Origin of the sequence: Streptomyces mayonensis, assembly GCF_018982965.1 — a bacterium.
Taxonomy (GTDB): Bacteria; Actinomycetota; Actinomycetes; order Streptomycetales; family Streptomycetaceae; genus Streptomyces; species Streptomyces mayonensis.
Genome location: NZ_JACBYP010000082.1, coordinates 1 through 22,320, shown reverse-complemented (window position 1 = coordinate 22,320; position 22,320 = coordinate 1). Strand labels below are relative to the sequence as shown.

Here is a 22,320-nt window from a genome sequence, read left to right as displayed (position 1 = left end):
ACCGACCCCGCGGTGCTGCCGGACCACGTCGCGGACCGCCGGCAGGAGCCCGCGCCGCCCCGCGCGGGCGGCGTCCTGACCGGCCTGCTGCGCACCGCACGCCCCCGCCAGTGGGTCAAGAACGTCCTCGTCGTCGCCGCCCCGGCCGCCGCGGGCGAGCTGTTCTCCCTCCACGCCCTCGGCCGCCTCGCCCTGGTCTTCGTCCTGTTCACCGCCTGCGCCGCCGCCGTCTACCTCGTCAACGACGCCCGCGACGCCGACGCCGACCGCGCCCACCCCGTCAAACGCCACCGCCCGGTTGCCGCCGGACAGGTCCCGGTGCCCCTCGCCTACGCCGCCGGAGGCGTCCTGGCCGTCCTCGCGCCCGCCGCCGCGGCCCGGCTGTGCCCGCCGCCCGTCGCGGTGCTCCTGGCCGCCTACCTCCTGATGCAGCTGGCGTACTGCGTCAGCCTCAAGCACGTCCTGGTCGTCGACCTCGCCGTCGTCGCCACCGGCTTCCTGATGCGCGCGATCGCGGGCGGGCTGGCCCTCGGCATTCCGCTGTCGCGCTGGTTCCTCATCACGACCGGCTTCGGCGCGCTGTTCATGGTCGCGGCCAAGCGGTACTCCGAAGCCGTGCAGCTGGCCGGGAAGGCGGGCGCCACGCGTGCGCTGCTCACCGAGTACACCACCGGCTACCTCCGCTTCGTCTGGCAGCTCGCCGCCTCGGCCGCCGTCCTCGGCTACTGCCTGTGGGCCCTCGAGGAGGGCGGCGTCCCGCACGCCAGCGTGCTGCCCTGGCGCCAGCTCTCCATGGTGGCCTTCGTCCTCGCCGTCCTGCGCTACGCCGTCTTCGCCGACCGCGGTACCGCCGGGGAGCCCGAGGACGTCGTCCTGCGCGACCGGGCCCTCGCGCTGATCGGCGTGGTCTGGCTGGCGATGTACGGGCTGGCGGTGGCCAATTGGTAGCCGTGCCGGCCGGCGGCCGACGCGAACTGCTCGGCTTCGCCGCCGCCGGGCTCCTCGCCTACGCCGTCGACCTCGGCCTCTTCACCTGGCTGCGCGGCCCGGCCGGGCTCGACCCGCTCACCGCCAAGGCGCTGTCCTTCGTCGCCGGGTGCTCGGTCGCCTACGCGGGCAACGCACTGGGCACCTACCGGCACGCCCGGCCCCGGGGAGTGCGCCCGTACGCCGTGTTCTTCGCGGTGAACGCCGCCGGGGCCGCCGTACAGCTCCTCTGCCTGGCCGTCAGCCACTACGGCCTCGGCCTCACCTCGCAGCGCGCCGACACGGTCTCAGGAGCCGGAGTCGGCATGGCCCTCGGCACGGTCCTGCGTTTCTGGGGCACGAGAACACTGGTCTTCGGAGCCGGAGCCGGAGCCGGAGCCGCGAACAGCGCTGGGCGCCGCGCCGTCGGTGGATCCGGCGGCGCGGCGAGATCATGGAACAGGACGAGCGGGGGCAGGGTCGGATCATGGACTGGCTGAAGAAGCTCCCCGTCGTGGGGCCCTGGATCGCGCGCCTGATGACCACCCACGCGTGGCGCTCGTACGAACGCCTCGACCGGGTCAAGTGGTCTCGGCTGGCCGCCGCCATGACCTTCACCAGCTTCGTCGCCCTCTTCCCGCTGCTCAGCCTGGCCGCCGCCGTCGCCGCCGCCACGCTCAGCCCGAAGCAGCAGGACCAGCTCCAGGACCAGCTCGCCGACCAGATCCCCGGCATCTCCGACCAGCTGGACATCCAGGGCCTCGTCGACAACGCCGGTACCGTCGGCGTGATCGCCGCCCTCGCGCTGCTCTTCACCGGCATGGGCTGGGTGGAGGCCACCCGGGGCTGTCTGCGCGCCGTCTGGGAGCTGCCCGACGAGGACGAGAACCCGGTCCTGCACCGGGCCAAGGACGCGGGCGTCCTCGTCGGTCTCGGCGGCGCGGTGCTGATCACCGTCGCCATCTCCACCGTCGCCTCGGCGCTGGTCGGCTGGATCATCCGCACCGTCGGCCTCGCCCAGGGCGGCGTCGGCGGCGTCCTGCTCTACGTCGCCGCCTTCGCGGTCGCCGTCCTCGCCGACTTCCTGCTCCTGCTGTACGTGCTGACCCTGCTCCCCGGCGTCCAGCCCGAGCGCCGCCGCCTGGTGGTGGCGGCGCTGATCGGGGCGGTCGGCTTCGAGCTGCTGAAGCTGCTGCTCAGCGGCTACATCCAGGGCGTCGCCGCGAAGAGCATGTACGGCACCTTCGGCGTCCCCGTCGCCCTGCTGCTGTGGATCAACTTCACCTCGAAGCTGGTGCTGTTCACCGCCGCCTGGACGGCGACGGGCAGCAAGAAGGACGGGGCTGACGGGGATGACGGCGACGGGGGTGACGGGGACGGCGGGGAGGGCACCGAGCGGGGCGTCACGGACGGGTCCGGCGGCGGACCAGGTCCGGCAGCGGCCACTTCCGGTTGACCAGGAACGCGCCGCCGGCCAGCAGTACCAGCACCCCGCCGGCGATGCCGGCCGCGACGCCGGCCCCGCCGGAGCCCCCCGCGGCCCGGGCGCCCGCCACCGGCTCGCCCGCGGCGCCCTTCCCGGCGCCACCGGCCTCGCCGGAGGCCTGTGCCGAGGGGCTCGCGCCGGCGGCGCTCTTCGGCCCCACCAGCTCACCCACCGGCTGGACCTTGCCGGCCGCCTTGAAGCCCCAGTCGAAGAGGCGGGCGGTCTCCTTGTAGACCTCGTTGTGCTCGTCCTTCTCCGGGTGCATCACCGTGACGAGCAGCACCTTGCCGCCCTGCTCGGCGACGCCCGTGAAGGTGGAGCCCGCGTTGGTGGTGTTGCCGTTCTTCACGCCCGCGATGCCCGGGTAGACCTCGACGTCGGAGTCGCCGGACAGCAGCCGGTTGGTGTTCTGGATCTCGAAGGAACCGCGGGAGATCTTGCCCTTCTTGTCCTTCTTCGTCTCGCCCGGGAACTTGGCGCTGACCGTGGAGGCGTACTCGCGGAAGTCCTTCTTCTGCAGCCCCGAGCGGGCGAACAGTGTCAGGTCGTACGCGGAGGAGACCTGCCCCGGCATGTCGTAGCCGTCGGGGCTGACGACCTTCGTGTCGAGGGCCTGCAGCTCCTCGGCGTGCTCGTTCATGTCCTGCACGGTCCTGTCGACGCCGTCGTTCATCGCGGACAGCACGTGCACCGCGTCGTTGCCGGAGCGCAGGAACACACCGAGCCACAGGTCGTGGACGGTGTAGGTCTCCTCCTCCTTGACCCCGACCAGGCTGGAGCCGGCGCCCATGCCCGCCAGGTCGGAGACCTCGACCTTGTGCTTCTCGGTCTTCGGCCACTTCGGCAGCAGGGTGTCCGCGAACAGCATCTTCAGGGTGCTCGCCGGTGCCAGCCGCCAGTGTGCGTTGTGCGCGGCGAGCACGTCGCCCGACTCGGCGTCCGCCACGATCCACGAACGGGCCGTCAGGTCCTTCGGCAGCACCGGCGCCCCGCCCGCGAGATCGACCTGCGTCCCGGCCTTCCCGAGCCGGGCGCCGCCCACGGCCGACATCGACGCGGGCGGTGTGGCCGACGGACTCGACGACGGGCTCGGCGCGGCGAGCGCGGCGGGGGAGAGCGTCGCGAGAGCGGTCAGGGCGGCGGAGGTGACCGTCAGGGAGCGCCTGAGGGCCTTCTTGGGTGCGGGCACGAGCGGAAACGTACCCTTCGTGAGCGGCGCCCTCCCACCCACCTCCCCACCCCGTGCGCGGAACCCGTGACGGGGCGGAGATACTGAGTCCGTGCCGTGCTCACCCGGGGGGCCGCCCCCGGGCCCCCGGCCGGTCGCCGGTGTGCGGAGTTGTGAGGAAAGGTCCGTTTTTGTGAAACTCAGCCGCCCCGTCTCCTGGTTCCTGCTCGCCTTCGGGGCGTGGAGCTGGGTCATCTGGATCACTTTCGTCAAAAACCTGGTCAACGACGGCAGCGGGCTCGCGTTCGAGGACGGCGACCCCACGGCCTACTTCTGGGTGCACCTGCTGCTCGCGATCGTCTCCTTCGTATTGGGGACGGTCGTCGGGTTCATCGGGTTGCGCTCCGTGCGCGCACTGCGCAGAACGTCATAGGCGTCGAGGACGTCACAACCGAGGGGATACGACGGCATGGTGGTCGTCTTCGTGCTGGTCGCGCTACTGGTGGTGGGCGTCCTCGTGACGTCCAACTGGTACGTGTGGCGGCGCCTGTTCCGCGACACGACCCGCGGGCCCGGCCCCGCGCGACGGATCGGCGCGGCCCTGATCGCGGGCGGCTGGGTGCTGGCGGTCGGGGCGCTGGTCGCCGAGCGCGCGGGTGCGCCCTTCTGGCTCCAGCGGGTCATGGCCTGGCCGGGCTTCCTGTGGCTGGCGCTGTCGATCTACCTGCTGCTGGCGGTGCTGGCGGGCGAAGTCGTCCGGCCGCTGCTGCGGCGGTACCTGGAGCACAGGGCGGCCGCCCGGCAGGCGGAGCCGCAGCCGTCGGTGTCCCCGGCCGCGGACCCCGAGCGGATACCGGCCGGCACGGCCCCGCCGAAGACGTCGCACACGCCCGACGCGCCCGACGCGCCCAGCACACCCGACGCGCCCGACACACCGAAGACGCGCGACACGCGCGACACGCCGTCCTCCGGGGAAACCGCGTCCTCCGGGGACACGCCGTCCCCCGGGAACGACGCGCCCCCGACCTCCCTCGCCCTCCCCTCCCGCCGCCTGTTCGTCTCCCGCGTGGTCGCCGGTGCCGCCGCCGCCGCGGCCGTCGGGACGGTCGGCTACGGCACGTACGGCGTGCTGAGCGGGCCGAAGGTGAAGCGGGTCACCGTGCCGCTGGCCAAGCTCCCGCGCGCGGCGCACGGTTTCCGCATCGCCGTGGTCAGCGACATCCACCTCGGCCCGGTGCTCGGCCGGGGCTTCGCCCAGCAGGTCGTCGACACCATCAATGCCACGCAGCCCGACCTGATCGCCGTCGTCGGGGACCTGGTCGACGGCAGCGTGAAGGACCTCGGCCCGGCGGCGGCCCCGCTGGCCCAGCTGAAGGCCCGGCACGGCGCGTACTTCGTCACCGGCAACCACGAGTACTTCTCCGGCGCCGAGCAGTGGGTCGCCGAGGTACGGCGGCTCGGTCTGCTGCCGCTGGAGAACGCCCGCACCGAGCTGCCCCACTTCGACCTCGCCGGCGTCAACGACGTGGCGGGCGAGGACGAGGGCCAGGGACCCGACTACGCGAAGGCCCTCGGCGACCGGGACCGCTCCCGCGCGTGCGTGCTGCTCGCCCACCAGCCGGTGCAGATCCACGACGCCGTCGACCACGGCGTCGACCTCCAGCTCTCCGGTCACACCCACGGCGGCCAGCTCTGGCCCGGCAACCTGATCGCGGGCGCCGCCAACCCGACGCTGGCGGGCCTGGACCGCTACGGCGACACCCAGCTGTACGTCAGCCGCGGCGCGGGCGCCTGGGGGCCTCCCACGCGCGTGGGGGCGCCCTCCGACATCACGGTGATCGAGCTGGCGTCACGGAAGGCTTAGCTTCGGCAAGGCACCGTCACAGCACGCTCACACTGCTCTGCCAGGTTGGCGGCCATGGCTATCCAACCTGACGGACATCTGCCCCCGGGCCCGCCCCGCAGCCGGACGGAGACCGGCCCCCGCACGAGAGGCGACAAGGGCACGGGACACGCGCGGCACGCCCGCAACGCCCTGTGGGGCGGCCGCGGACGAACCGTCCTCGGCGCCGGACTCGCGCTGGCCGGAGCGGCGTACGGGATGGGAACGGCCCTCGGCCTCCCCGTGACCGGATCCACGTCCACATCCACGTCCACATCCGCGTCCGCGCCCGCCGACGACGACGGCGGCGTCCGGGCGTACGACGTGACCGACTACGACGTGAAGGTGAGCTATGACCCGCAGTCGTCCCGGCTGGAGGGCGACACCGAGATCGCGGTGCGCGCCACCGCGGACCTCGAGCGATTCGACCTGGACCTGGCACTGACCGCCCGCTCGGTCGACATCGACGGGAAGCCCGCGCAGAGTTTCGAGGCGTCCGACGACGGAAGCCTCGGCGTCGTCCCCGAGGAGAAGATCGAGAAGGGCCGCACCTTCACGGTGCGCGTCCGCTACGACGGCGAGCCGGGCCAGGACAACCCGAGCTGGGTCAAGGGCGAGGACGGCGGCGTCGTCACCGTCATGGCCCCCGTGGGCACCTGGTTCCCCGGCAACGGCGACCCGGACGACACCGCTGACTTCAGGCTGTCGGCGACCGTGCCGGACGGCTGGACCGCCGTCTCCGGGGGCCGGGACAGGCCGGTGGAGCACCACGGGGGCCGGTCCACCTTCGACTGGCGCTCCACCAGGCCCCTGGCCGCGAAGGACGCCCTGTTCGGCGTCGGCAAGTGGGACGTGGAACGCACCGAGCTCAGCGACGGGACACCGCTCACCACGGTCTACGGCGCGGGCCGCAAGGACGAGTTCAAGAAGTACGCCGGCCAGCAGCGGAAGATCATGGACTTCCTCACCTCGAAGTACGGCGCGTACCCGTACGACACGCTGGTCTCCTACTTCCTCGACTCCGTCTCCGAGGAGGCCCCCAACCTGGCGGTCCAGGGCGGTGTGATCTTCCCGAACGCGGAGAACGAGGAGTACTTCGACGCCACCGTCGTGGCCCACGAGCTGACGCACCAGTGGTACGGAAGCCTGGTGAAGGAGAAGGAACAGCGGAACCTGTGCCTGAGCGAGTGCTTCGCCTCGTACGCGCAGTGGATGTGGCCGGAGTTCAGTGAGGGGCAGGACCTGGACGCGAGGTACCGGCAGGAGATCGAGAAGCACCCCTCGGACGACGAGCTCTGGCAGCAGCGGCTCTCCGAGGGCCAGGGCGTCTACGACAAGGGGCCGCTCATGCTCCATGCGCTGCGGAAGCAGATCGGCGAGGCCGCGTTCGCCGAGGTGCTGAAGCAGTGGCCGGCGGAGTACGGCGGCAAGGCTCCCGAATGGGCCGACATGGAGAAGCTGGTCCAGAAGGTGTCCGGGCAGGACCTCCGGGGCTTCTTCGACGCCTGGGCGCACGGCGACAGCATCCCCGGTGACGCCTACCTCCGGCCCGGCGACTGAAGCACTGCCTCAGTCCCCCGTCCGCGGCGGCGCCCCCGTGGGCGCCGCCTTCCTCGCCGGGTCCGGCAGCACACCGGTCATCCCGGGCAGGAAGTCCGTGAACAGCTCGTGCACCTCGCGCACCAGCGGGCGCAGCACCCGGAAGCGGGCCAGGACGACGGCCCGCGCGGTGAGCCGGGCGCCGCGTTCGGCGAGGCGGTGGCTGCGCTCGCGTCCCTCGGTGCGGTCGAAGATCCAGTACAGGACGAGGCCCATGTGGGAGAGCCACATCAGCTCGGGCAGGATGTCCCGCAGCTCCTCGGGGACCTTGGTCTTCGCCCCGGCGAGCACCGCGCGGTGGAGACCGACGGCCTCCACGCGCGCGTGCTCCGACTCCGGCGAGAAGGGGCTGAGCGGGCTGTCCGGGTCGGCGGCGTTCTTGAAGAACTGCACCGCGAACTCGTGGTAGGGGGTGGCGATGTCCAGCCACACCTTCAGCACGCCCGCCAGCCGCGCCTCCAGGTCCGTCTCCTCGGCGAGGACCTCACGGACCGCCGCCCGGTGCTCGGCGGCGATCCGGTCGTAGAAGCCCTGGATCAGGTGTTCCTTGCCGGCGAAGTAGTAGTACGCGTTGCCGACGGAGACCCCGGCCTCCTGGGCGATGGCCCGCATGGTGGTCCGGTCGTAGCCGCGTTCCTGGAACAGCCGCATGGCCGTCTGGAGGATCAGCGCGCGGGTCTGCTCGGACTTGCTGGGGCGGGCTCCGTCGTCGGGGCCGTCGTGGGTCGCAGGCACGGGTCCAGAGCCTATCCACCGGCCGCGGCCGGTGACCTTGGCGGGCGAGGGGCCCCGGGCTGCGGGCGGCTCAGGGGCGGCGGCCCAGTTCCGGGCGCTTGGAGTAGTCGGTGAGGCCGATGACGTTGCCCCACGGGTCGGCGAACTCGACGGTCCAGCCGGTGGCCACGGGGAAGGGCTCGTCCAGCGGAGGTACCCCCGCCTCGCGCAGCGTGTGCGCCGCCCTGCGCGCGTCGGTCACCTCCAGCCACACCCGGGAGGACGGCCACATGGGCGGCTGCCGCCCGAACTCCTCCGCCCGCAGCAGCAGCCCCGGCGTCTCGACGCCCACCTTCAGCAGCGCGATCCCGGCCTCGTCGAGCCGGTAGGCGACCGGGAACCCGGCCCGCTCGTAGAACCCGACAGCCTCGGCGAGGTCCCCGACGGGCAGCAGTACGTTGTCGAACCCGAGCAGTTCGTACGACTCGTCATCTGACATGGCGTCAGGCTAGGACGATCGTCGCCCGGAACGGCTGATTGTCAGTCCCCGTCGGGCGCGCTCTTCGGCCGTCCGGCGGCAAGGATCTCGGCGACGTCCAGGGTGACCTCCGCGCCGAGCGAGTCGGGCAGGGTGACGGTCTCGCCGGGGGAGTGCACGCGGTGGGTGTAGTAGTCGGCGCAGTCCGGGTCGGTGAGGACGTGCAGGCGCTGGTGCTTGCGGTCCACGATCACGTAGACGGGCACCATGGCGGCGGCGTAGGCGGTGACCTTGGCCTTGAGGTCGTTCCTCCAGTTGCTGGAGGTGACCTCCAGGACGAGGCGGAAGCAGACCGGGTCGTAGCAGTTGTTCTCGACGAGGTGGTCGTCGACGTCGGCGTCCACGACCGCCAGGTCGGGGATCGCGTAGTCGTCGGCGTTCATGGGAAGCCAGAGACCGATGCCCTGGACCACCTTCGACTCCCGGCCGTGAAGGCCCGCGGCCGCGAAGGGCAGGATGAGGTCGGTCAGGACAACGGCGTGCGGGCCGTCCGGTGGCGGGGTCGCGGTGAGCTGGCCCTCGATGATTTCGACGCGGTAGCCCGGAGAACGGTCCATGATGCGGTTCGCCTCCGTGATCAGCGGAAGGTCGCCGCGGGGCGGCTCGACGGGTGCTGCGGACATCGTGTGCCTCCTGAGAACTGGCGTCGAGGCCATCCTCAGGGGGTGGAGAGTGCCCGTACGCCCGTTGCCGACGGGTTCACCCGATGGTGTGGCATATGCCTGAGGGCCCCGTCTCCAGCGGAAACGGGGCCCTCACAGCCGTGGACCGGCGTGCGTCGACGGCGTCAGAAGCGGCGCGTGATCAGCGCTCGCTTCACCTCCGCGATGGCCTTGGTGACCTCGATGCCGCGCGGGCAGGCGTCCGTGCAGTTGAAGGTCGTGCGGCAGCGCCAGACGCCGTCGCGGTCGTTGAGGATCTCCAGCCGCTGCTCGCCGGCCTCGTCGCGCGAGTCGAAGATGAAGCGGTGGGCGTTGACGATCGCGGCCGGGCCGAAGTACTGGCCGTCGTTCCAGAACACCGGGCACGAGGACGTGCACGCGGCGCACAGGATGCACTTGGTCGTGTCGTCGAAGCGCTCGCGGTCCTCGGCGGTCTGGAGGCGCTCACGCGTCGGCTCGTTGGTGTCCTTCGTGATCAGGAAGGGCATCACGTCCCGGTACGCCTGGAAGAACGGCTCCATGTCGACGACCAGGTCCTTGAGGACCGTCAGGCCCTTGATGGGCTCGACCGTGATCGGCTTCTCGGGGCTGACGTCCTTGATCAGCGTCTTGCACGCGAGGCGGTTCTTGCCGTTGATCCGCATGGCGTCCGAGCCGCAGATGCCGTGCGCGCAGGAACGGCGGAAGGTCAGGCTTCCGTCCAGGTCCCACTTGATCTTGTGCAGGGCGTCGAGGACGCGCTCCTTCGGGTCGATCTCCAGCTGGAAGTCTTCCCAGGTCGCCTCGGCCGCGACCTCCGGGTTGAAGCGCCGGACGCGGAAGGTGACCGTGATGTAGGGGGAGTCGGCGAAGCCCGGCTCGGGGGCCGAGTCGTTCTTCTCCATGACAGGGGTAGCCATCAGTACTTACGCTCCATCGGCTGGTAGCGGGTCTGGACGACCGGCTTGTAGTCGAGCCGGATGGACTCGGCGCCGTCGTCGCCCACCTCGCGGTACGCCATGGTGTGGCGCATGAAGTTGACGTCGTCGCGGTTGGGGAAGTCCTCGCGGTAGTGCCCGCCGCGCGACTCCTTGCGGGCGAGGGCGGACACCGCCATCACCTCGGCCAGGTCGAGCAGGTTGCCCAGCTCGACGGCCTCCAGCAGGTCGGTGTTGAAACGCCGGCCCTTGTCCTGGATCGACACGTTCCGGTAGCGGGCGCGCAGGTCGGCGATCTTCTCGACGGCCGTCTTGATCGTCTGCTCGGTGCGGAACACCATGACGTTGGCGTCCATGGTCTCCTGCAGCTCGCGGCGCAGCTCGGCCACCCGCTCGTTGCCGGTGGAGGAGCGCAGCCGCTCGATCTGCTCGACGACCAGGGACTCCGGGTCCTCGGGCAGCTCGACGAAGTCCGCCTTCTGCGCGTACTCCGCGGCGGCGATGCCCGCGCGGCGGCCGAAGACGTTGATGTCGAGCAGCGAGTTGGTGCCCAGGCGGTTGGCGCCGTGCACCGAGACGCAGGCGACCTCGCCGGCCGCGTACAGGCCCGGGACGACGGTGGTGTTGTCCGCGAGGACCTCGCCCTCGACGTTGGTCGGGATGCCGCCCATGGCGTAGTGCGCGGTCGGCTGGATCGGGATCGGGTCCGTGTAGGGCTCGATGCCGAGATAGGTCCGCGCGAACTCCGTGATGTCGGGCAGCTTGGCGTCCAGCTGCTCCGGCGGGAGGTGGGTGAGGTCCAGGTAGACGTGGTCGCCCTCGGGGCCGCAGCCGCGGCCCTCGCGGATCTCCGTGTAGATGGACCGGGAGACGACGTCGCGGGAGGCGAGGTCCTTCATGACCGGCGCGTACTTCTCCATGAAGCGCTCGCCGTCCTTGTTGCGGAGGATGCCGCCCTCACCGCGGGCGCCCTCCGTCAGCAGGATGCCCATGCGCCAGATGCCGGTCGGGTGGAACTGGAAGAACTCCATGTCCTCCAGCGGCAGCCCGCGCCGGTACACGGCCGCCTGGCCGTCGCCGGTGAGCGTGTGCGCGTTGGACGTCACCTTGAAGAACTTCCCGGTGCCGCCGGACGCGTAGATCACGGACTTGGCCTGGAAGACGTGCACCTCGCCGGTGGCCAGCTCGTACGCCACCACGCCGGACGACTTCTTGACGCCGTCGACCTCGGTGATCAGCTGGTCGAGGACGTAGAACTCGTTGAAGAACTCCACGCCCTCCTTCACGCAGTTCTGGTACAGCGTCTGGAGGATCATGTGACCGGTGCGGTCGGCCGCGTAGCAGGACCGGCGGACCGGCGCCTCGCCGTGGTTGCGGGAGTGCCCGCCGAAACGGCGCTGGTCGATCGTCCCGTTCGGCGTCCGGTTGAACGGCAGGCCCATCTTCTCGAGGTCGAGGACCGAGTCGATGGCCTCCTTCGCCAGGATCTCGGCGGCGTCCTGGTCGACCAGGTAGTCACCGCCCTTGACGGTGTCGAAGGTGTGCCACTCCCAGTTGTCCTCCTCCACGTTGGCCAGCGCGGCGGCCATGCCGCCCTGCGCGGCGCCCGTGTGGGAGCGGGTGGGGTAGAGCTTCGTCAGCACGGCGGTGCGGCTGCGCTTGGTCGACTCGATGGCCGCGCGCATGCCGGCGCCACCGGCGCCGACGATGACGGTGTCGTACTTGTGTACCTTCATGATTTTCGCAGCCCCGTGCCTAGCGGATGTTCGGGTCGAAGGTGAAGATCACCAGCGTGCCCAGCAGGATGGTGAACACCGTGGCGGTGTAGAGCAGGCCCTTGAGCCACAGGCGGGTGTTCGGGCGCTCCGCGTAGTCGTTGATGACCGTGCGCAGGCCGTTCGCGCCGTGCAGCATCGCGAGCCAGAGCATCAGGAGGTCCCAGACCTGCCAGAACGGCGAGGCCCAGCGGCCCGCCACGAAGGCGAAGCCGATCTTCGAGACGCCGCCGTCGAGGACCAGCTGGATCAGCAGGTGCCCGAGGACCAGGACGACGAGGACCACGCCGGACAGGCGCATGAAGAGCCAGGCGACCATCTCGAAGTTGCCCCGGGTGGACTTCGGGGTCTTCTTCGTGCGGGCGCGGGGCGCCTCGATGAGCGGCGCGGGGTTGTCGACCGTGTAGAGGGAGGCGCCCTCGACGGGGCCGACTCCGGAGGCGGTGGATTCAGTGGTGGACATGGGCGTCAGCTCCCGAACAGTTCACGAGCGGCGTGGCCGAGGACGGGGTAGATCGCCCCGAGCATCAGCACGACCCACAGGGCGACGACGGTCCAGAGCATCTGCTTCTGGTAGCGGGCGCCCTTGACCCAGAAGTCGACGGCGATGACGCGCAGGCCGTTGAGCGCGTGGAAGAGGATGGCGGCGACGAGGCCGTACTCCAGCAGCGCGACGATCGGCGTCTTGTACGTGGCCACGACGGTGTCGTAGGCCTCGGGGGACACCCGCACGAGAGCGGTGTCCAGCACGTGAACGAACAGGAAGAAGAAAATGAGGACGCCGGTGACTCGGTGAGCCACCCAGGACCACATTCCTTCCCGGCCGCGGTACAGCGTTCCAGCCGGCACGGAAATTTCCTCCGGGAGCGGGGATTGGGGCCGCGCCGGCTTTCCTTGTCGGTCGGGCCCGGCCGGGTACGGTCAACCGGCCCCCAGCATGGTAGCGACGTGTACCTGCGGTGCTTACGGGGGGCCTGCCGTTGTGATCAAACTTGCACTCAAAGGAGCAGTGGGGGTGCTGCGGGGGCGGCTACGAGGGTGGAGTTTGGTGTGGTTTGCCGGGTGTGGGTGATCCGTGGTTGCTCGCGCCCCGTGGCGGAGCCGCTCATGTCACAGCCCCGCGCCCCTCAGGGCGTTGCTCAACCGTGTGCCTGCCAGGTTCCGGAGTTCCTCTGCCGCTACCAGGCGTTCTTCGTCCGGGTCGTTGTTCAAACGTGACCGGACGGCCGCCAGTAAGTGGTTCAGGGTCTCGTCCGGGGAGAGGCCGTCCAGGCTGATGACGAACACGTGTCCGAAGCGGGACTCGTAGGCGGCGTGGGCCGCGCTCAGGGCCGTGTGGGCCGCCGCATAGGTGTCCTCGGGAAGGGTGGGCAGCGTCTCCGCGGCCAGGGCCTCGGCCAGGTCGTCCGGGGCCAGGTCGTACGCCGCCTCGTCCGCCGCCGCCAGGAGGGCCGGGAGGTCCGGGTAGGGGCGGTGGGCGGCGAGGCGGTGGGCCCAGGCCCGGCTGTTCAGGCAGGTGAGGAGGGCTCGGGCGGCCTCCTCGGGGCGGGCCGTGTTGAAGCGCTCCAGCGGGGTGGGTGTCGCCGGTGCGGCACGTGTTTGCACCGGTACCGGTATGGCCACTCGGCCGGGGGAGTCTGGGAGGGGGTGCACAGGCGGCGTGGGTCCTCGTGGGAGTCGCGTGTGTGTCGGCAGGGAGTTGTGCGAAAGATGAGGCGTCACGTTATCGAGTGACGGCAACGCATGTCCGTCCGATGCCCGAATTTCACCCGAACGGGAGAGTTTCAGAACATGTGGTGGACGCATGACGGCGGCGGCGGCCCTAGGTTGGCGCTGTGAGCCAGCACGGACGCCGGATACCGGCGAACAAGGTGAAGCAGCGGGCCGTGATCGCCGGTGCGGTGGTCGCCTCGCTCGGCGTGGGCGTCGGCCTGTGGGCCACCGACGGGGACGGTGACGGCGGCAGCACGGAAGGGTCGGCCGCGCGGTCCTCCGGGGAGGCGGCCGCGCCCAGCCCCAGCCGCTCCTACCCGCTCTCGAAGGAGCCGCGCACCATACCCGCGGTGCGCGAGCACACCCCCGCCCGCGGGCCCGGCTGGCAGCCGGAGAAGGGGCACCGGGTCGTCGTCGCCGACTCCGGCCTCGCCGACGAGGGGAAGCTGGTCGCCGGTGAGCTGGGGATGACGTACGCGGGCGAGCAGGACGACGAGCGTGCCGGGGACCTGCTGCTCGACGTCAAGGCCGACAAGGGCGCGGACCCCGAGTCGTACACCATGACCGTGCGCGACGGCCGCGTGACCGTCACCGGGCCCGCCGAGGCCGGCGTCTGGTTCGGCACCCGCACCCTGAAGCAGACCGTGGACGACGGGGGCACCGCGCCGGAGGGCGTGGTCGAGGACGGGCCCGCCAAGCCGAAGCGCGGTTTCTCCCTCGACATCGCCCGCAAGCACTACGACGCCGACTGGATCAAGGACCGGATACGCGAGCTGGGCGACCTCAAGTACAACGAGCTGGGCCTGCACTTCTCCGACGACCAGGCCTTCCGCATCGAGTCCGACTCGCACCCCGAGATCGTCTCGGACGAGCACCTGACCAAGGCCGAGATGAAGGAGATCGTCGACCTCGCGACCTCGCGCCACATCACCGTCGTCCCCGAGATCGACTCGCCGGGCCACCTCGGCGCCGTGATCGCCGCCCACCCCGATCTCCAGTTGCGCAACGCGCAGGGCACGCCCACCCGAGGTGCGATCGACATCTCCAAGCCGGAGGCCGCCGAGATCGTCGACGACCTGCTGGACGAGTACGCCGACCTGTTCCCCGGCTCCCAGTTCCACCTGGGCGCCGACGAGTACCAGGCGCTCGTGGTGTCCGACCCCGAGGCGTCCTACCCGACCCTGGCCGCCGCCGCCCGCAAGGCCTACGGCTCCGACGGCACCGTCGCCGACCTCACCACCGGCTGGCTCAACGGCCGGGCCAAGACCGTCATGGCCCACGACCGCACCCCGCGCGCCTGGAACGACGGCTTCTTCAAGGACACCTCCGTCGAACCCCTCAAGGACATCAAGGTCGCCTACTGGACCGGCAAGGAGATCGGCGCCCGCCCGCCGGCGGAGTACCTGAGCGAGGGCCGGCAGGTCCTCAACTACAACGACGAGTTCCTCTACTACGTCCTCGGCGAGCCGCAGACCTTCGTCTACCCGACCGGCGAGCGCATCTACGAGCAGTGGACCCCGCGCGTCCTGCGCGGCACCCAGGCCGTCGACGCCAAGTACGACGACCAGATACTCGGCGGCAGCTTCGCCGTCTGGGGCGACATCCCGAGCGCGCAGACCCAGGCCCAGGTCGCGGAGGGCATCCGGCTGCCGCTGGCCGCGACCGTCCAGAAGCTGTGGGACTCCGGCGAGCCCGAGCTGTCCTGGGCGGACTTCAAGTCACTGGCGAACCGGCTCGACTGACGCCGCGCGCCGCGCGAGCGCCGCCGGGGCGTACAGGGCGTACGGGAGTCCCCGAGGGAGTGCCCGGGGGGTGCCCCGGGGGCGTGCGGGTGGGAGAAGTCCTGGTGGCGGCGCGCCGATTGTCGGATCCTGCTGCGAACTTCCGTACGACTGTGGTGGTCTTTCCAGCGAGCCGAACCGACACGCCGGGGGGATCCGGGACATGGGCTATTGGGGTTATCTCGTCGTGGGCCGCGCACAGCGGCCACTCGCGGAGCTGGACGCGCTGGCCGGCGCCGCGGACATGTCCCTGCGCCGGTCCGCGCCCGACGGCTGGCAGGTGTGGGAGTTCCCGGGCGGCGACGGAGACGTCGGGAACATGAACGACCTGGCCGGACAGACCGGCGCGCCCGCACTCTTCGGATACGTCATGGACAGCGACTGCGTGGTGGTGGAGGCGGCGGCGCCCGCGAGCGGGGCGTGGACGACCTGCCTGGCGCGGTCCGCGATGGCCGGGTACCTCGGCGCCGAGCGGGACGGACTCACGCTGGAGGACTACTTCCTGGAGCCCCGCGACGCCGCCGAACGCGCCGTCGCCTGGGCGGCGGAGGCGGGGTGCACCGCGGACGCCGGGGAGCTGACCGAGGTGCTCGCGGCGGATCCGGCCGGCCCGGGGGCGGACCCCGACTCCGGCCCCGTGGCCGAAAACCTCTTCTTCCGGTTCCTCGACCGGCTGGGCGTCGTGCCGCTGTGACACTCCCGGGCCGTCGCACGCAGTAAGGGTCAGTGCGGGCTCCGTGGTGGTCGGCGGGGCGAAACGGCCGGACACAGGGAGGCACCCGATGAGCCTGGTGGAACTGATCGCGCGGGCGGACAGACGCGGACTCGCCGCGAGCGGACTGGCTTGTTTGGATCGCTGCCTGCCGTTGCTCGAAGGTGACGACGAGATCCTCAGACCCCTGTGGGCGACCCTCGCCGAGGACACCGGCGGCGTGTTCGGGCGCGGCTGGGCCGACGGGCTGGCACAGGCGCGCGCCAAGCTGGCGGGTCCCGGCGCCGCCGGTGAGGACGAGGCGGTGCTGCTGGCCCGCCGCATGCTGGCCTCGGCACCCGACGACTGCGCCGGCGCCGGGACGCGTACCTGGGCCGACGCCTGTTCCGTCGCCGCACTCCGGATCCACCGGCTCCTGGACCCCGCGGCGGACGCCGCGCCGGAAGCCGGTGCGGCGCGGGAGACCGGCGGCTTCCGGGAGGCCGACCTGGCCCGGGCGGACGGCGGGGACGGACGGTCCCCGCTCGTCGCCGCCGAACTGCGCCGCCAGATCGCCGTCCTGGAACTGCTCGCCGGGTACGGTCCCGCCGGGCTGCGCCCCGCACGGGAGGCCTCGACGGAGGGGAGGCGGGTGCTGCGCGCGGTCGTGTCCCGCAGGGCGCGCGGGCGCTGCTGAACCGTCCCCGGCGTCTGTGACCGTCGTGCGCAGGACGCGCGGCGGGGGTGCGCCGGTCGTGGCGGAGGTGGGGTGGTCCTGGGCGGGTTGCGGGACCACGCCGCCTCGTGTGTGACGGAACGCGTCCCCGCGGCGCTCTAGCCCATATGACGACTGTGACCAGCGGATCGACGACTGTGCAGCAGACCAGGCCGGCGGTGGCCGCGAAGCCGGTGCGGTGGGCGGCGGACGCGGTGGCCACGATGCGCGAGGGCGCCCGGCTGCGTCTGGACCACTCGGCACAGAGCCTGTGGCGCGTCGACCGCGTGATCGGCGGCATCCGGGACGAAGGGGCCCCGTACGCCGCGGTGGAGACCGTGCTGCGCGGACTGGGCGCCTACGCCGGTGAGGTGATCGTGCGCGAGACGGGCGGCGAGTGGTGGACGACCGGCGGCGACCACTGGGTCCGCACCCCGGACGGCCGGCTGTGGGACCCGATCGACGAGGCCCGCCGCTGCTACACCGGCGACGGGTCGCTGCGGCTCCTGTGCCGGGACGCGACCGGGGCCCGGTGACGACGGGGCCGGACGGGACGACCGGCCGGCGCCCCGGCCCCCAGTTCCGGACCCCGGCCCCAGCCCTGGCCCGCCGCCCCGGTCCGCCGCCCCGGTCCGCCGCCCTGGTCCGCCGTCCCGGTCCGCCGCCCCGGCGGCACCGCCTGTGACACTTCCGTCCGCCGTGACGCTGATGACCGTGGGGGGCGGGCTCGGACGAGCGCGCGGAGGACTCGGTACGGACGAGGACGGTTCTTGGGTCAGCGAGGGGAACCCCGCCGCGTGCAGGCGTACGACGGCGAACTGGGCGCGGCCGTCGCGCGGGCCCAGGACGGTGACGAGGCCGCCTTCGCGGTCGCCTACCGGCTGGTGCAGCCCGGCCTGCTGGGCTATCTGCGCGGACTGGTCGGCGACGAGGCCGAGGACGTCGCGGCGGACGCGTGGCTGGAGATAGCCCGCGACCTGCGGCGCTTCCAGGGCGACGGAGCCGGCTTCCGGGGCTGGACGGCGACGATCGCGCGACACCGGGCCCTGGACCACCTGCGCCGCCGGCGGGCACGGCCCCGGCCCACGGCGCTGCAGCAGGACGTCCTGGACCTGCCCGGGCCGCTCTCCACGCACGACCAGGCCCTGGAGACGCTCTCCACGCGGGCCGCGCTGAGCCTCGTCGCGAGCCTGCCGCGGGACCAGGCCGAGGCGGTGCTGCTGCGGGTCGTCGTCGGTCTCGACGGCCCCGCCGCCGCGCGGGTCCTCGGCAAGCGGCCGGGCGCGGTGCGCACCGCGACCCACCGGGGGCTGAAGCGGCTGGCACGGCAACTGGGCACCGACGCTGTGACGGACGAGCCGCCCGGAACGCTGGGGGAGTCGACATGACGGGCACCGACGCCGGTGGCCCGGCGGACCGGGCGGGAGCGGAGGCGCACATGCGCGCACGGCACGGTCAGGGCGATGTCTCCGGCACGGAGGCGCTGCTCGCCGCCGCGCTGCGGGCGGACCCCGTCGACGCCGGGGGCCGACGGCGGGCCGTGGCCGCGTACCGGGCCGCACGGGACACGGAGCCGCGCCGCGCCGCGCGCACCCGGCGCCGGGACGACTGGCGTCCCCGCGGTACGCGGCGCACCGGACGTTCGCCGCGTACCGCGCTGTCCGTACTGCTGGCGAGTGCCACGCTGGGCGGCGTCGCCTACGCGGCGATCGCCGAGGGCGGATCCGCTCCCGCCCCCGGCCCGGACCGCACACGCTCCTCCGCCCCCGGCAAGGAGGCCAAGGAGGACACCGGGACGGACGCCCCCACCCGGCCGGTCACCTCCCCGGCGCCCTCCGTCACGCCCTCGGGCCCCGGTGCCTCCGCACCGCCCGGCCGACCGGACCCCGCCCGGGACACGGAGGCCCACTGCCGCGCGTACGAGCGTCTGGAGGGCCGTGGCAAGGCACGGGAGGCACCGGCCTGGCAGCGCCTCGTCGAGGCGGCGGGCGGCGAGGAGCACGTCGCCGCCTACTGCGCCCGACAGCGCACTGCCGGACCCGCACCGGGACGGTCGAACGGCAACGGGCAGGGGAACGGCCCCGGAACCGACAACGGAACCGAAAACGGCGCCGCGACCGGGAACGGAAACGGGAGCGGGAGCGGAAACTCGACCGGAAACGGAAACGCGACCGGAAACGCGACGACCGGAAACGCGACGACCGGGAACGGGAGCGACGGGCAGGGGAACGGCACATCCGGCACCGCAGCCGATCAGCCGCCCGGCGGGACTCCGTAGCCGGCCCCTCCGTCACGACCCGGGGCGGTGCGCCAACCAGGGAACGCCATTCCTAGGACAAATCAGCCCCTACCGCCCGGGCCGGTATCGGCGCACAGTGGACGCGTACCGCCCGGAGACCCGCGCCGGTCCACCCGCCGCCACCCGTCTCCCGCACGGTGCGTCAGCATTGCGACGAGGAGCCTGCCATGCGTGTCTTCCTCACCGGCGGAAGCGGTTTCGTCGGTCAGCACCTGATCCACCGGCTGCGGTCCGGGGGCCACACCGTGACCGCCCTCGCCCGTTCCGACGCCGGTGTGCGCAAGGTGGCCGAAGCCGGAGCGGAGCCGGTGCGCGGCGACCTGACCGAGCCGGCCGGACCGGAGGGCCCGGCGGTCCCCGCGGCCTGGCCGGACCACCTGCACGAGGCCGACGCCGTCGTGCACGCCGCTGCCCGCACGGGCTGCTGGGGCGACGACGCCGGCTTCCGGACCGACGACCACGATCCGACCGTCGCCCTGTACGAGGCCGCGGCGCGTGCGGGAGTGTCCCGGTTCGTGCTCATCAGTGCCGCCGGAGTCTCCATCGGCACCCAGCGTGCTCCCCTGGTCGACGAGGACACCGACAACGGCACCGCCGCCACCGCCTGCCACCGGGTCAAACTGGCCACCGAGAACGCGTTGCGCGGGGCCGCGTCGGCAGGGATGACGCTGGTGATCCTGCGGCCGCCGCTCGTCTGGGGCCCGGGTCCGGCCAGCCTCGCCGATGCGGTCCGCATCGCCGGCACGGGGCGTTGGCTGTGGATCGACGACGGCCGCCACATCATGGACTTCGTCCACGTCGGCAACCTCGCCGACGCGGTCGTGCTGTCCCTCACCCGGGGCCGCCACGGCGCCCCCTACTACGTCACCGACGGCGCCCCGCTGCCGGTCCGCGACTTCTACACCGGGTTCCTGGGGGCGCGTGGCGTCGACGTCAGCGCCGCCCGGAGCGTCCCCCGGGCCGTCGCCGCCCCGGTCGCGGCCCTCGTGGACGGCGGCGCACGTCTGCTCCGCAGGCCCACTCCGCCCCCGGTCACCAACTGGCTGGTCGCCACCATGAGCCGGGACCGCACCTACGACATCGGCGCCGCCCGCGCGGACCTCGGCTACCGGCCGCGCATCACCTTCCACGCCGGTCTGCAGGAGATGACGCCCCGGCGCACCGGCGCCGCACACGGCACCCGCTGACCCCCGCCTCGCGCAGCACCCGGTGGGCCGCGGGGACGGCCGGGGCCGCCACCCCCCACAGGAGAGGCCCCGGCCGTCGCGCGGTACGGGCCGCGCGGCGGCCCGTACTCAGTTCAGCGTCAGGGCTGCGGTTTCTGTCACACCCCCGCGCGTCACGGGTTAGTTGCATCTTGTACGGCAATCGGAGCCGGACATGGACGAGCGGCGGTTTCAAGACGTAACGTGCCATTCGCGCCGACCAACGGGGGCCCGTTCCTGCGACGGGGCCGACGGAGACCACCGCAACCATCAATTGAGAAACCACGACGGCGAGGACCACGTCCGCGAGAGCGGCGCCGGTTCAAGGCGCAGAAAGGGTTCTCGGTGCTGGGGGACGACGCGGAGCTGACCGCCGCGGTGCGTGCGGCACAGGACGGTGACGAGTCCGCCTTCCGGACCGTCTACCGCGCGGTGCACCCACGGCTGCTGGGGTACGTGCGGACGCTCGTCGGCGAACACGACGCCGAGGACGTGGCGTCGGAGGCGTGGCTGCAGATCGCCCGCGACCTCGAACGGTTCGACGGGGACGCCGACCGGTTCCGCGGCTGGGCCGCCCGCATCGCCCGCAACCGCGCACTGGACCACATCCGCATGCGCGGTCGCCGGCCCGTGATCGGCGGCGACGAGACGGAGCTGACCGGGAAGCCCGCGGCGTCCGACACCGCGGGGGAGGCCATGGAGGCACTGGCCACCGACAGCACTCTCTCCCTCATCGCGCGGCTGCCCCAGGACCAGGCCGAGGCGGTCGTCCTGCGGGTCGTGGTGGGCCTCGACGCCAAGAGCGCCGCCGAGACGCTGGGCAAGCGGCCCGGCGCCGTCCGCACGGCGGCGCACCGCGGTCTGAAGCGGCTGGCCGAACTGCTCGGCTGCGAACCGGAATCCGGCGGCGGGCTCGACGCCCTGCCGCCGCAGCGAGAACCGCGCGACGACGCGGTGACGTCCGCGAGTGTGACGCATACGCGTGCGCGGACGCAGAAGGACATGTGATGGCCGACGAGCAGAACGAGTGGCTGGACCGCGAAACGGCGGAGCTCCTGCTGTGCGGAGAGTCGTTGGAGGCTGTCCACCCCGGGGCCCGGGAACGGGCCGAACGGCTCGCGGCGGCTCTGGGCGCGCTCGCCGCCCCGCCCGGACCGCCCGCGTCCCCCACGCCGTCCGGTGCCGGTCTGCCGGGCGAGGAGGCCGCGTTGGCGGCCTTCCGCACAGCGCACGCGGAGCGGGCCGACGCCTCGGCCCGGACACCCGCCGCCGTCGCACCCGGCACCGCCGGACGGCCCCGCGGCGCCGGACCGGTCCGCCTCGGCCCACGCGGCGACGGCTCCCGGCGCCCCCGCAGGCGCCGCCCGCTGCCCCTCGGGCTGGCCGCCGCGCTGACCGTCGGCATGGTCGGCTCGGTGGCCGTGGCGACCGGTACCGGAATGCTGCCGACGCCTTTCGGCGGTACCGAACCGGAACCCGCCGCCACCGTCTCGGCCGCCGCGTCCCCCGACCGCCCGCTGCTGTCGCCCTCGCCGCAGGACGGGGTCCGGGAGGACGCCCAGGGCGGGCCCTCGTCGCCCGCCGACACGGCACCCGGCACGCCCGGCGACGAGTCCGGGCCGGACAACGGCGCGACCGGGGAGCGTGACACGGACGACGGAGCGACGGGCGGCACCGGCGGACACCGCCCGGACCTCGTCGAGTCCTGCCGCAGGGTCGGCGCGGGCAGCGAACTCGACGGCGCCCATGCGCGCGCCCTGCGGCAGGCGGCCGGGGGCGCGTGGCGGGTCGGGAAGTACTGCGTCGCCCTCCTCGCCGCCGACGCCTCGGCCACCCGGGACGACAAGGGCGGCAGCGGCGACAAGGGCGGCCGGGGAGGCAGGGACGGCAAGGGCATCGCCGGCTCGGGCGCGGCGCTCCGCGACGGCGAACTGTGGTCGGCCGTCGGAGACGGCCGGGGCGACGACGGCAAGACCGGCCGGGGCGAACACGACGGCAAGGACGGCAAGGACGGCAAGGACGGGAAGGACGGGAAGGACGAGAAGAACGGCAAGGGCGGCAAAGGCGGCCAGGGCGGCGACGGCGGCCAGGGCAAGGGAGGGAAGAAGGGGGACGACGAGGGCGACGACGACGGGGACGGCGACGGTCCCCGCGGTGACGACGACTCCCACATAGCCCCACCCGTACGCCACCCCCACCAGCCCGGTCG

General features: G+C 72.6%; 24 protein-coding genes. 15 read left to right on the top strand and 9 right to left on the bottom strand.

Annotated features, from left to right (window positions below):
• The first annotated feature begins 15 nt into the window (after positions 1–15).
• Genes HZS56_RS26230 through HZS56_RS26220 form a run of 3 tightly spaced genes read left to right on the top strand, consistent with a single transcriptional unit; the run spans position 16 to position 2,422 of the window.
• Entirely contained in the window at positions 16–948 is a 933-nt protein-coding gene (locus HZS56_RS26230; protein ID WP_253914886.1) for a decaprenyl-phosphate phosphoribosyltransferase, read from the top strand.
• Positions 942–1,466: a GtrA family protein gene (locus tag HZS56_RS26225; protein ID WP_253914880.1), complete on the top strand. Its 525-nt coding sequence runs from the start codon at positions 942–944 to the stop codon at positions 1,464–1,466. Before HZS56_RS26230 ends, HZS56_RS26225 begins: the two co-directional genes overlap by 7 nt.
• Entirely contained in the window at positions 1,454–2,422 is a 969-nt protein-coding gene (locus HZS56_RS26220) for a YihY/virulence factor BrkB family protein (RefSeq protein WP_253914879.1), read from the top strand. Before HZS56_RS26225 ends, HZS56_RS26220 begins: the two co-directional genes overlap by 13 nt.
• On the opposite strand, the gene HZS56_RS26215 is transcribed toward HZS56_RS26220, so the two are convergent.
• Positions 2,370–3,641 carry a D-alanyl-D-alanine carboxypeptidase family protein gene (locus HZS56_RS26215; RefSeq protein WP_308408157.1) on the bottom strand — a complete coding sequence of 424 codons (1,272 nt, stop codon included), beginning with the start codon at positions 3,639–3,641 and terminating at the stop codon, positions 2,370–2,372. The two genes, HZS56_RS26220 and HZS56_RS26215, sit on opposite strands and share 53 nt — an antisense overlap.
• A gap of 172 nt (positions 3,642–3,813) precedes the next feature.
• Between HZS56_RS26215 and HZS56_RS26210 the strand changes: the two genes are divergently transcribed.
• From HZS56_RS26210 to HZS56_RS26200, 3 genes are read left to right on the top strand one after another with little or no spacing between them, the layout of a single operon-like run.
• Positions 3,814–4,053, top strand: coding sequence for an SCO4848 family membrane protein (locus HZS56_RS26210; protein ID WP_216723240.1), 240 nt, complete (start codon positions 3,814–3,816; stop codon positions 4,051–4,053).
• Positions 4,054–4,089: 36 nt separating this feature from the next.
• On the top strand, positions 4,090–5,484 hold the full coding sequence (locus tag HZS56_RS26205; protein ID WP_216723239.1) for a metallophosphoesterase: 1,395 nt from the start codon (positions 4,090–4,092) through the stop codon (positions 5,482–5,484).
• A gap of 54 nt (positions 5,485–5,538) precedes the next feature.
• Entirely contained in the window at positions 5,539–7,062 is a 1,524-nt protein-coding gene (locus HZS56_RS26200) for a M1 family aminopeptidase (protein WP_216723238.1), read from the top strand.
• A gap of 9 nt (positions 7,063–7,071) precedes the next feature.
• Here the strand turns inward: HZS56_RS26200 and HZS56_RS26195 are convergent, their stop codons facing one another.
• The 8 genes from HZS56_RS26195 to HZS56_RS26160 all read right to left on the bottom strand — a co-directional run bounded on the left by HZS56_RS26195 (position 7,072) and on the right by HZS56_RS26160 (position 13,312).
• Positions 7,072–7,836: a TetR/AcrR family transcriptional regulator gene (locus HZS56_RS26195; RefSeq protein WP_216723237.1), complete on the bottom strand. Its 765-nt coding sequence runs from the start codon at positions 7,834–7,836 to the stop codon at positions 7,072–7,074.
• A 70-nt stretch (positions 7,837–7,906) separates the two neighbouring features.
• Positions 7,907–8,314, bottom strand: a complete 408-nt coding sequence (locus HZS56_RS26190; protein WP_216723236.1) for a VOC family protein — start codon at positions 8,312–8,314, stop codon at positions 7,907–7,909.
• Positions 8,315–8,355: 41 nt separating this feature from the next.
• Entirely contained in the window at positions 8,356–8,976 is a 621-nt protein-coding gene (locus tag HZS56_RS26185; protein WP_216723235.1) for a Uma2 family endonuclease, read from the bottom strand.
• Positions 8,977–9,140: 164 nt separating this feature from the next.
• Entirely contained in the window at positions 9,141–9,914 is a 774-nt protein-coding gene (locus tag HZS56_RS26180) for a succinate dehydrogenase iron-sulfur subunit (RefSeq protein WP_216723234.1), read from the bottom strand.
• Positions 9,914–11,668: a succinate dehydrogenase flavoprotein subunit gene (gene sdhA / locus HZS56_RS26175; RefSeq protein ID WP_216723233.1), complete on the bottom strand. Its 1,755-nt coding sequence runs from the start codon at positions 11,666–11,668 to the stop codon at positions 9,914–9,916. Before sdhA ends, HZS56_RS26180 begins: the two co-directional genes overlap by 1 nt.
• 19 nt (positions 11,669–11,687) lie before the next feature.
• Positions 11,688–12,170 (bottom strand): succinate dehydrogenase hydrophobic membrane anchor subunit, encoded by a 483-nt coding sequence (locus HZS56_RS26170; RefSeq protein WP_216723232.1) that lies wholly within the window; start codon positions 12,168–12,170, stop codon positions 11,688–11,690.
• A 5-nt stretch (positions 12,171–12,175) separates the two neighbouring features.
• Positions 12,176–12,556: a succinate dehydrogenase, cytochrome b556 subunit gene (gene sdhC, locus HZS56_RS26165; RefSeq protein WP_003974113.1), complete on the bottom strand. Its 381-nt coding sequence runs from the start codon at positions 12,554–12,556 to the stop codon at positions 12,176–12,178.
• A 261-nt stretch (positions 12,557–12,817) separates the two neighbouring features.
• Positions 12,818–13,312 carry a 2-oxo-4-hydroxy-4-carboxy-5-ureidoimidazoline decarboxylase gene (locus tag HZS56_RS26160; protein WP_216723231.1) on the bottom strand — a complete coding sequence of 165 codons (495 nt, stop codon included), beginning with the start codon at positions 13,310–13,312 and terminating at the stop codon, positions 12,818–12,820.
• Positions 13,313–13,542: 230 nt separating this feature from the next.
• Here HZS56_RS26160 and HZS56_RS26155 point away from each other — a divergent pair, with 230 nt between their 5' ends.
• From HZS56_RS26155 to HZS56_RS26115, 9 genes are all read left to right on the top strand, one after another.
• Positions 13,543–15,162, top strand: a complete 1,620-nt coding sequence (locus HZS56_RS26155) for a beta-N-acetylhexosaminidase (RefSeq protein ID WP_374201211.1) — start codon at positions 13,543–13,545, stop codon at positions 15,160–15,162.
• Between the two features lie 202 nt (positions 15,163–15,364).
• Positions 15,365–15,895 carry a hypothetical protein gene (locus HZS56_RS26150; RefSeq protein WP_216723230.1) on the top strand — a complete coding sequence of 177 codons (531 nt, stop codon included), beginning with the start codon at positions 15,365–15,367 and terminating at the stop codon, positions 15,893–15,895.
• Positions 15,896–15,983: 88 nt separating this feature from the next.
• Entirely contained in the window at positions 15,984–16,589 is a 606-nt protein-coding gene (locus tag HZS56_RS26145; protein WP_216723229.1) for a hypothetical protein, read from the top strand.
• A 146-nt stretch (positions 16,590–16,735) separates the two neighbouring features.
• Positions 16,736–17,143 (top strand): hypothetical protein, encoded by a 408-nt coding sequence (locus HZS56_RS26140; RefSeq protein WP_216723228.1) that lies wholly within the window; start codon positions 16,736–16,738, stop codon positions 17,141–17,143.
• A 234-nt stretch (positions 17,144–17,377) separates the two neighbouring features.
• Positions 17,378–17,995, top strand: coding sequence for an RNA polymerase sigma factor (locus tag HZS56_RS26135; RefSeq protein WP_216723227.1), 618 nt, complete (start codon positions 17,378–17,380; stop codon positions 17,993–17,995).
• Positions 17,992–18,885, top strand: coding sequence for a hypothetical protein (locus HZS56_RS26130; protein WP_216723226.1), 894 nt, complete (start codon positions 17,992–17,994; stop codon positions 18,883–18,885). The genes HZS56_RS26135 and HZS56_RS26130 overlap by 4 nt, the downstream gene beginning before the upstream one ends.
• Before the next feature lie 188 nt (positions 18,886–19,073).
• Positions 19,074–20,093: an NAD-dependent epimerase/dehydratase family protein gene (locus HZS56_RS26125; RefSeq protein WP_216723225.1), complete on the top strand. Its 1,020-nt coding sequence runs from the start codon at positions 19,074–19,076 to the stop codon at positions 20,091–20,093.
• Positions 20,094–20,456: 363 nt separating this feature from the next.
• Positions 20,457–21,119: an RNA polymerase sigma factor gene (locus tag HZS56_RS26120; protein ID WP_216723224.1), complete on the top strand. Its 663-nt coding sequence runs from the start codon at positions 20,457–20,459 to the stop codon at positions 21,117–21,119.
• The coding region (locus HZS56_RS26115) for a hypothetical protein (protein WP_216723223.1) at positions 21,119–22,320 on the top strand (1,202 nt) is incomplete at its 3' end. The genes HZS56_RS26120 and HZS56_RS26115, both read left to right, overlap by 1 nt.

Bases quoted from the DNA above. Each gene is read 5' to 3' on its own strand.
- HZS56_RS26185 (WP_216723235.1), bottom strand. From the start codon at position 8,976: ATGTCCGCAGCACCCGTCGAGCCGCCCCGCGGCGACCTTCCGCTGATC.
- HZS56_RS26190 (WP_216723236.1), bottom strand. From the start codon at position 8,314: ATGTCAGATGACGAGTCGTACGAACTGCTCGGGTTCGACAACGTACTG.
- HZS56_RS26220 (WP_253914879.1), top strand. From the start codon at position 1,454: ATGGACTGGCTGAAGAAGCTCCCCGTCGTGGGGCCCTGGATCGCGCGC.
- sdhA (WP_216723233.1), bottom strand. From the start codon at position 11,668: ATGAAGGTACACAAGTACGACACCGTCATCGTCGGCGCCGGTGGCGCC.
- HZS56_RS26205 (WP_216723239.1), top strand. From the start codon at position 4,090: ATGGTGGTCGTCTTCGTGCTGGTCGCGCTACTGGTGGTGGGCGTCCTC.
- HZS56_RS26200 (WP_216723238.1), top strand. From the start codon at position 5,539: ATGGCTATCCAACCTGACGGACATCTGCCCCCGGGCCCGCCCCGCAGC.
- HZS56_RS26170 (WP_216723232.1), bottom strand. From the start codon at position 12,170: ATGTCCACCACTGAATCCACCGCCTCCGGAGTCGGCCCCGTCGAGGGC.
- HZS56_RS26140 (WP_216723228.1), top strand. From the start codon at position 16,736: ATGACGACTGTGACCAGCGGATCGACGACTGTGCAGCAGACCAGGCCG.
- HZS56_RS26180 (WP_216723234.1), bottom strand. From the start codon at position 9,914: ATGGCTACCCCTGTCATGGAGAAGAACGACTCGGCCCCCGAGCCGGGC.
- HZS56_RS26130 (WP_216723226.1), top strand. From the start codon at position 17,992: ATGACGGGCACCGACGCCGGTGGCCCGGCGGACCGGGCGGGAGCGGAG.
- HZS56_RS26150 (WP_216723230.1), top strand. From the start codon at position 15,365: ATGGGCTATTGGGGTTATCTCGTCGTGGGCCGCGCACAGCGGCCACTC.
- HZS56_RS26145 (WP_216723229.1), top strand. From the start codon at position 15,984: ATGAGCCTGGTGGAACTGATCGCGCGGGCGGACAGACGCGGACTCGCC.
- HZS56_RS26125 (WP_216723225.1), top strand. From the start codon at position 19,074: ATGCGTGTCTTCCTCACCGGCGGAAGCGGTTTCGTCGGTCAGCACCTG.